This is a genomic window from Roseovarius sp. (assembly GCF_018066915.1).
GTDB lineage: Bacteria > Pseudomonadota > Alphaproteobacteria > Rhodobacterales > Rhodobacteraceae > Roseovarius.
Genome location: NZ_JAGPVV010000020.1, coordinates 1 through 7884 on the forward strand (window position 1 = coordinate 1; position 7884 = coordinate 7884).

7 protein-coding genes and 1 pseudogene are annotated in these 7884 nt (G+C 62.6%); 1 reads left to right on the forward strand and 7 read right to left on the reverse strand.

All coding sequences use genetic code 11. The annotated features are described in order from the left end of the window. The 4 genes from KBT70_RS01180 to KBT70_RS01195 form a co-directional block, all read right to left on the reverse strand. On the reverse strand, positions 1–833 hold an 833-nt coding region (locus KBT70_RS01180; protein ID WP_296627824.1), incomplete at its 3' end, for an agmatinase. Further along, the gene (locus tag KBT70_RS01185; RefSeq protein ID WP_296627825.1) at positions 830–1579 is read right to left on the reverse strand and encodes an NlpC/P60 family protein; all 750 of its coding nucleotides are present in this window, start codon (positions 1577–1579) and stop codon (positions 830–832) included. The genes KBT70_RS01185 and KBT70_RS01180, both read right to left, overlap by 4 nt. Then, complete coding sequence (locus KBT70_RS01190) at positions 1576–2955, reverse strand: leucyl aminopeptidase family protein (RefSeq protein WP_296627828.1); 1380 nt, start codon at positions 2953–2955, stop codon at positions 1576–1578. Before KBT70_RS01190 ends, KBT70_RS01185 begins: the two co-directional genes overlap by 4 nt. 78 nt (positions 2956–3033) lie before the next feature. Next, positions 3034–3426 carry a hypothetical protein gene (locus KBT70_RS01195; protein WP_296627831.1) on the reverse strand — a complete coding sequence of 131 codons (393 nt, stop codon included), beginning with the start codon at positions 3424–3426 and terminating at the stop codon, positions 3034–3036. Positions 3427–3573: 147 nt separating this feature from the next. On the opposite strand from KBT70_RS01195, the gene KBT70_RS01200 reads away from it, so the two are divergent. Next, on the forward strand, positions 3574–4224 hold the full coding sequence (locus KBT70_RS01200) for a carbonic anhydrase (RefSeq protein ID WP_008279607.1): 651 nt from the start codon (positions 3574–3576) through the stop codon (positions 4222–4224). A gap of 111 nt (positions 4225–4335) precedes the next feature. On the opposite strand, the gene KBT70_RS01205 is transcribed toward KBT70_RS01200, so the two are convergent. From KBT70_RS01205 to KBT70_RS01215, 3 genes and pseudogenes are all read right to left on the reverse strand, one after another. Next, positions 4336–6534: a 3-hydroxyacyl-CoA dehydrogenase NAD-binding domain-containing protein gene (locus KBT70_RS01205; RefSeq protein WP_296627835.1), complete on the reverse strand. Its 2199-nt coding sequence runs from the start codon at positions 6532–6534 to the stop codon at positions 4336–4338. Between the two features lie 15 nt (positions 6535–6549). Continuing rightward, positions 6550–7761, reverse strand: a complete 1212-nt coding sequence (locus KBT70_RS01210) for an acetyl-CoA C-acetyltransferase (protein WP_296627838.1) — start codon at positions 7759–7761, stop codon at positions 6550–6552. A gap of 15 nt (positions 7762–7776) precedes the next feature. Beyond that, positions 7777–7884 (reverse strand): annotated as a pseudogene (locus tag KBT70_RS01215) (glutathione S-transferase); the annotation flags it as partial.

Consider the following 7884-nt stretch of genomic DNA (forward strand, 5'->3'; position numbering starts at 1 on the left):
TCCAGCCCGCGCACCACCTGCAACGCTTGATAGCTGTTGGGGCCGCCCACCTCGGGCGTGCCGGTGCCGGGGGCAAAGGTGGGGTCAACAAAGTCGATGTCATAGCTGACATAGGTATCGCCGCTGCCTGCAATCTCGCGCGCCTCGATCATCACATCCTCAGGTCCGCGGGCGTGAAATTCCTCGATCAGGATGAGGCGGATACCCTCAGCGGCTGCGAAATCGCGATCCTCGGTGTCATACATGGTTCCGCGCAGACCGATCATCACGACGCGCTTGGGATCGAGCAGACCTTCTTCCACCGCGCGGCGGAAGGGGGTGCCGTGGGTATACATCGTGCCGCCGAAATAAGAGTGATAGAGGTCCGTATGGCTGTCGAAATGGATCATGCCAACGGGCGCACGGCGGGCGAGTGCGCGCAGCACCGGTAGGGTGGTGAGGTGATCACCGCCCGCCGTCAGGGGAATGATCCCCGTGCCCGTCACACTATCGTAGAACTCGGTGATCCGGCGCATGCTGTCCATGATATCCGCAGGGTTTGGGCCCACATCCCCCAGATCGGCGCAATTCACCGCCTCGAACGGGCGCATGCCCGAGGTCGGATGCTGCGCGCGGATCATGGTGGAGGCATCGCGCAATTGGCGAGGGCCATGGCGCGGACCGGGGCGGTTGGTGGTGCCACTATCCCACGGCACACCAATCAGACCGATTTGCACGTCACTGTACCGCTCATGTCCGTTGGGCACATAAGGAAGGCGCATGAAAGTGGGCACACCGGCAAAGCGCGGCAGTTCGAACCCGGAAACCGGGTGAAAGAAGGGATCGGAGGTCATGTCAGTCCTTTCAGACGTTTGCGAGAGGTGACGGGGCCGCCCCCCTGCGCGGTGATGCGGGCAATGGCATCTTGGATGGGTTCATAGGCCACGGCCATGTGATGCGCGTTGGCATGCAGGAGCGTGTCAGGGTCAGACACCCATGCGACATGCCCGCGCCAAAAGAGAAGGTCGCCGCGTTGGAGCGGCGCGCCGTCCGGGAGCGTTTCCCCCAAGCCTTGCTCTTGCGGGCCGCTGTCACCGGGACAGGCGATGCTGCAGGCAAGGCATCCGGCCTGCACCAACCCCGAACAGTCGATACCAAAGCTGGAATTCCCTCCCCAGAGATAGGGCGTGCCAAGGAAGGTTTCCGCGACGGTGACAGGATCGGTTGCACGAATGTCCAACGGTGTCAGATGCGCGCGCGGGATGTAACCCTGCGGTGTTTCGACAAAGCGACCTTCTTCAGAGAGCACCCGCAACTGCGCACCGTGGCTGAGGCTGAACCGCTCGCGGGTCTTGAAATCCGGGGCGGGGTAAACATGCGTGGCGCGGGCGCTGATGCGGTGGGTGACGCTGCCCTCTGTCAGCGCGACCTCGGGCACAAATCCCGGATAACCGTCGCGGGTGGCGCTGACCTCTGCCCAGCCACCCGTGATCGACCTCACGACCACCGCCTCACCCATCAAGAGTTGCCGGTCGCGCGGGCCATCCGGGCTGCGCAAGAGGTCAACGAGAGGCAAGGCAATCAGGCGGATTGTGGTCACAGCCCCAACACCTCTGGCAGCGCCGCGAGCAATGCCCGCGCGCCCATGCCAACACCGCCCTTGGGCCGGGCGGGGGCCGCCGTCGGCGTCCAGCCGTAGATGTCGAAATGGCTATAGTTCAGCCCACCTGCGAAGCGTCGCAAGAAAAGCGCGGCGGTGATCGAGCCTGCAAATCCATTCGAAGGCGCATTGTCGAGATCGGCGATGCCCGGCTCGATCATCGCCTCATAAGGCGTGTGAAACGGCAGGCGCCAGACCGGATCAGCGACGCGCACGGCTGCGGCATCGAGCGCCCCGGCAAAGCGAGTATCGTCGGTGTAATACGGCGAAAGGTCCGGCCCAAGCGCCACCCGCGCGGCCCCGGTCAGCGTCGCCATCGAGATCATCAGGTCCGGCGCATCCTCGGCCCCATAGGATAGCGCGTCAGCCAGCACCAGCCGCCCCTCGGCATCGGTGTTGTTGACCTCAACCGTCAACCCGGTGCGGGCTGTCAGGATATCACCAGGGCGAAAGGCGTTGCCCGCGACTGCGTTTTCCACCGCCGGAATGAGCACGCGCAACTGCACGGGCAGGCCAATCGCCATGATCATATGCGCAAGCCCCAGAACCGTGGCGGCCCCGCCCATGTCTTTCTTCATCAACCCCATGGAGGAGCCGGGTTTGAGATTGAGCCCGCCGGTGTCGAAACAGACCCCCTTGCCGACCAAGGTCAACTTCGGGCCACTCTCACCCCACCGCATGTCCATGAGGCGCGGGGGCACAGCAGAGGCGCGCCCGACGGTGTGGATCAACGGAAAATTCTGCGCGAGCAGATCTTTACCCCGCACGCAAGTCATGCGCGCACCCTGCTGATCTGCGATGGCGGCGCAAGCGGCCTCGAGCGCGTCAGGCCCAAGATCGTTGGCGGGGGTGTTGATGAGATCACGCGTCAGCGCCTCACCCGCCGCGATGATTTCCAACCGCGCGGCATCGACACCCTCGGGCGCGATGAGCCGCGCCTTGGCGGGGTTTTGATCTCGGTAGCGCTCATAGGCGTAATGCGACAAGAGCCAACCCAAGGCCTCGGTCTCGGCCTGATCCTCGGGCAGGCCCTCGACGCGGTAGGTGCCTGCGGGCAAGGCAGCGGCGATCCCGGCCAGATGAAACCGCCCGCGCGCGCGCGACACCACCGATCCATATCCGCCCAAGGCCATGGCAATGCCACCCGTCGTATCAGGCACAATAAGCACGCGCCCAAGCGCGCCGGAGAAACCCATCGCGCGCACCCAAGTGGCCACCTCGGGCGCCTGCCCTGTCAACCATCCCTCAAGCGCCTCTTCTGTGACCAGATGGAGCGGAATGGCAGGCGTGTCGGGGGCAGCGAATCTCAGGCTCATTTGGGCAGACCTTTTGGCGGGAATGTTGCGCGCCAGCCTAGCCACGATTACGCCGCCTGCAACCCGTCAAATCTGCGATCAAGAGAGCGGGTCCGACATATCCCATATTTCGCAGAGCGAGCCCTCGCCGATCCGCAACAGCCGCGCAAAGGTTGCAGCAAGAGCGGTAGCGTCGCCTGCGTCGACAGAGCCCGTCACATCCCCCGCCACCCGCGCCAGATGGAACATGCCGATCTGATCCGCGATGGCGATCAGACTGCGCGCGCATTTGCGCAGGTCGGCCATATGCCCCTCTCGGTACAGCCGCTCGGCATGCGTGAGCCGCGCCGCCAGGTCCTCGAGCGCACGGCACACCACATCCTCGGCATTCGTTTCGCCCAGTTGCAGATAGAGCGCCGCAAGCCGATGCGTGTCGAGCCGCACCTGCTCCTGTTGTTTCAGCAATGTCACCTGTTCCACGTTCTCACCCACATTGTCATACTCACCCTGCCCCCGCAGCGCGGGCAGAATGACGCCATTGCGGTTCCCAAATGGTTTCCGTCGGCGCAAATTGTCACTCGAATTCGAGGCGAATCCAGACTATTGACCAGTCGATTGCCCCAACCCCCGGGAGAGACCATGGAACATGCCCGCCCCCTGCCCGCTTATCTGGTGCACCGCTTTCATGGCTGGAAGGCCACGAGCTATACCGAGAACCAGTCGTGGTATCGGCATCTGGCGCAGCAGGGTCAGCACCCGCGCGCGATGGTGATTTCATGTTGTGACAGCCGCGTGCACGTGACCTCGATCTTTGGCGCAGATCAGGGCGAGTTCTTTATCCACCGCAATATCGCCAACCTTGTCCCACCCTACGTGAGCGATGGTGCCCAGCACGGCACCTCGGCGGCGGTGGAATATGCAGTCACAGCGCTCAAGGTGGCGCATGTGATCGTGATCGGCCATTCCGCCTGCGGCGGGGTCAAGGGATGTCTTGACATGTGCTCGGGCCATGCGCCGGAACTGGACAAGCAGACCAGCTTTGTCGGGCGTTGGCTCGATATCCTGCGGCCGGGCTATGAGCGGGTCAAGGACATGGCCGATGCCGATGCCCAGATGAACGCGCTGGAAAAGCAGGCGGTGGTGATCTCGCTTGAGAACCTGATGACGTTTCCGTTTGTCGCCAAGGCCGTGTCAGAGGGCGCGCTCACGCTGCACGGGCTCTGGCACGAAATCGGGTCTGGCGCACTGGAGCAATATAGCGGCAATCAAGATGCCTTTGTGCCGCTCTGAGCGCATAAGCTCTCGCGCCTCTCTGGGATAAACCAAAGAGAATATATGAGTATTTTATCCATGAAGAAGCCCGGCGCGCGCGAACAAGGCGCGCCGGGCTTTGTGTTGTAATCAGGCTGCAGCCGCCTGTCCGCCAAAACGCCCATAGAAGCTCTGGGTTTTGTCCGCCATCTCGCGCAGCAGTTTGGGCGTCGTGAAGCGGGGGCCGAATTTTTCGGCCAACTGATCACAACGCTCTGCGGCATAGGGCGTGCCAATGATGTCGAGCCACGCAAATGGCCCACCCGACCAGGGCGCAAAGCCCCAAGCGAGGATCGCACCCACGTCGCCTTCACGGATGTCCTCCAGCACACCCTCTTCGAGCGCGCGCACCGCCTCGAGCACTTGCGCGAACATCAGGCGATGCTGAACCTCATGCAGATCGGGCTGTTCTGCGGCACGGGGATATTTAGTGGCAAGACCCGGCCAGTATCCCAGACGCTTGCCCTTGTCGTCATAGTCAAAGAACCCGGCCTTGGATTTGCGCCCCAGACGCCCCTCACCTTCCATATAAAAGATCACTTCATCAACAGCGGCATCCGGATAGGCGTCGCCCATCGCCGCCTTGGTCGCGCGGGCAATCTTGGCACCGAGGTCAATCGAGGTTTCATCGACCAGTTGCAGCGGCCCAACCGGGAAACCAAGCTGCCGCGCGGCATTGTCGATGAGCGCGGGGGCGATGCCCTCGGCCACCATGCGCAGACCCTCGTTGATATAGGGAATGATGCAGCGGTTGCAGTAGAAGAAGCGCGCGTCATTGACCACGATCGGCGTCTTGCGGATTTGCCGGACGTAATCCAACGCCTTTGCGACGGCGCGGGGGCCGGTTTTCGCACCCTTGATGATCTCGACCAGCATCATCTTTTCGACCGGCGAGAAGAAATGGATACCGATGAAGTTCTCGGGAGTGTCAGACGCCTTGGCCAGTTCGGAAATCGGCAAGGTCGAGGTGTTGGTGGCAAAGATGCAGTCCTTGTCCACGACCTTGAGCACGTTTTTGGTGACTTCGGCCTTGACCTTGGGGTCCTCGAACACCGCCTCGATGATCAGATCACAGCCCTTGAGCGCCGCATAATCCGTGGTGGCGGTGATCAGATCGAGCGTCGCCGCCTTCTTCTCTGCCGTGGCCTTGCCGCGCTTGATGCCCTGATCCATGAAATCGGCGGTGTAGGATTTACCCTTGTCCGCCGCCTCTTGTTTCTGGTCGATCAGAACCACCTGCATGCCCGCCATGGCAGAGACAAGCGCAATGCCTGCCCCCATCATGCCCGCGCCCATGACGCCTACTTTCTTCACGCGCTGATCAGGCACGTCGGGGCGATTGGCCCCTTTTTCCAGCGCTTCCTTGTTGATGAAGAGCGAGCGGATCATCGCGCTGGAGCTTGGGTTCATCAACACATTGACGAACCAGCGCGCCTCGATCTTGAGGGCGGTATCAAAGGGCACGAGCGCGCCTTCATAGACCGCTGACAAGAGCGCCTTGGCTGCCGGAAAGGCACCTTGGGTCTTGCCGTTGACCATGGCGGAGGCCCCGACAAAGGTCATGAAGCCCGCCGGATGATAGGGCGCGCCGCCGGGCATCTTGTAGCCCTTGTCATCCCAGGGTTTGACGATCTCGGGATTGCTCAGCACCCATTCGCGGGCCTTTTCGATCAGTTGATCGGCGGGCACCACCTCATCCACCACACCGGCGGCCTTGGCCTTTTTGGGATCATTGAGCTTGCCTTCGAGCAGGAGCGGCGAGGCGGCCATCGCCCCCAGCTTGCGCACTAGGCGTGTCGTGCCACCCGCGCCGGGGAAAATCCCCACCATGATCTCGGGCAGGCCGATCTTGGCCGACGGATTGTCTGCGGCAAAGATGCGGTGGCAGGCGAGCGGAATCTCAAGCCCGATGCCAAGCGCCGTGCCGGGCAGGGCCGCCGCAATCGGCTTGCCGCCCTTGTTGGTCTTGGGGTCCATGCCCGCACGCTCGATCTTGCGCAGGATGGCATGCATCCCCATCACCCCGTCAAAGAGACCCTTGGCCGGGTTGTCGCCCGCGTCATCGCGCATCTTGGCGATGATGTTGAGGTCCATACCGCCCGCGAAGGACCCTGCCTTGCCGGAGGTGAGGATCACGCCCTTGACGGCATCGTCGGCAAGCGCGTCATCAATCAGCGCCTCGAGGTCGAGAAACCCTTGGGTGTTCATCACATTCATGGACTTGCCAACCGTGTCCCAGGTGATGATCGCGACGCCATCCGCGCCTTTTTCCATCGTGAAATCAGTCATCTTGGTCATCTCCTCTTACACGCGTTCGATGATGGTGGCGGCGCCCATGCCAGAGGCGATGCAGAGCGTGGCAAGGCCCGTGCCCTTGCCGGTCCGCTCCAACTCATCCAGCAGCGTGCCGATGATGATGGCCCCCGTGGCCCCCAGCGGATGACCCATGGCGATGGAGCCCCCGTTCACGTTGACGACGCCGGGATCGACATTGAACGCCTGCTGAAACCGCAGAACAACCGATGCGAAGGCCTCGTTCACCTCGAAGAGGTCGATGTCGGAAATCGACATGCCGCTGTCGGCGAGGATTTTCTGCGTGGCAGGCACCGGGCCGGTCAGCATGATCGTCGGGTCCGTGCCGATCTTGCAGGTCTGCACGATGCGCGCGCGCGGCTTGAGGCCCCATTTCTCGCCAAATTCCTTGGAGCCGATCAACACACCCGCCGCACCATCGACGATGCCGGATGAATTGCCCGCGTGGTGGATATGGTTGATCCGCTCCAGATGCGGATATTTCATCTTGGCGATCGTATCAAAGCCCGGCATCACCTCGCCCATCGCCTGAAACGCCGGGGTAAGTGCCCCCAGTGTCTGCATGTCGGTGCCGGGGCGCATGTATTCATCATAGTCGAGAATGGTCAGGCCGTTCTGATCCTGCACCTCGATGATGGATTTCGCGAACCGCTTGTCATCCCAGGCCGCCTTGGCACGGCGCTGCGATTCCACGGCGAGCGCGTCGGCCTCGTCCCGGGTGAACCCGTATTCGGTGGCGATGATATCGGCGCTAATGCCTTGCGGCACGAAATAGGTCTCCATCGCAATCGACGGGTCCACGGCAATCGCCGCCCCATCGCTTCCCATGGCAACGCGGCCCATCATCTCGACCCCGCCTGCGATATAGGCCTCACCGGCGCCACCCTTGATCTGGTTGGCGGCAAGGTTCACCGCCTCCATGCCAGAGGCGCAAAAGCGGTTGATGGCAAGGCCGGGGATGCTCTCATCCAGATCAGAGGCGAGCACGGCAGTCCGCGCAAGGCAGCCGCCCTGCTCCATCACCTGCGTGACATTGCCCCAGATCACATCCTCGACGGCGTGACCATCGAGTCCGTTGCGGGATTTCAGCGCGTTGAGCACCTGCGCCGATAGGCGCGCGGCCGTCACCTCGTGCAGCGCGCCATCCTTGCGGCCCTTGCCGCGCGGGGTGCGCAGGGTGTCGTAGATATAAGCGTCAGACATATCGGTCTCCTTCGTTCAGGCGCGGTCAGCGGGGCTGCCGGGCATCAGGTCATAGGGGTGTTTCCAGCCGGGCGTGGCGCTGATGTTTTTCAGCCACCGGTCGATATTGGGCCACTCCTTGCG

What these genes read in the sequence shown, in the direction of transcription:
- KBT70_RS01210 (WP_296627838.1), bottom strand. Translation starts at nt 7,761, where the DNA reads ATGTCTGACGCTTATATCTACGACACCCTGCGCACCCCGCGCGGCAAG.
- KBT70_RS01200 (WP_008279607.1), top strand. Translation starts at nt 3,574, where the DNA reads ATGGAACATGCCCGCCCCCTGCCCGCTTATCTGGTGCACCGCTTTCAT.
- KBT70_RS01205 (WP_296627835.1), bottom strand. Translation starts at nt 6,534, where the DNA reads ATGACTGATTTCACGATGGAAAAAGGCGCGGATGGCGTCGCGATCATC.
- KBT70_RS01190 (WP_296627828.1), bottom strand. Translation starts at nt 2,955, where the DNA reads ATGAGCCTGAGATTCGCTGCCCCCGACACGCCTGCCATTCCGCTCCAT.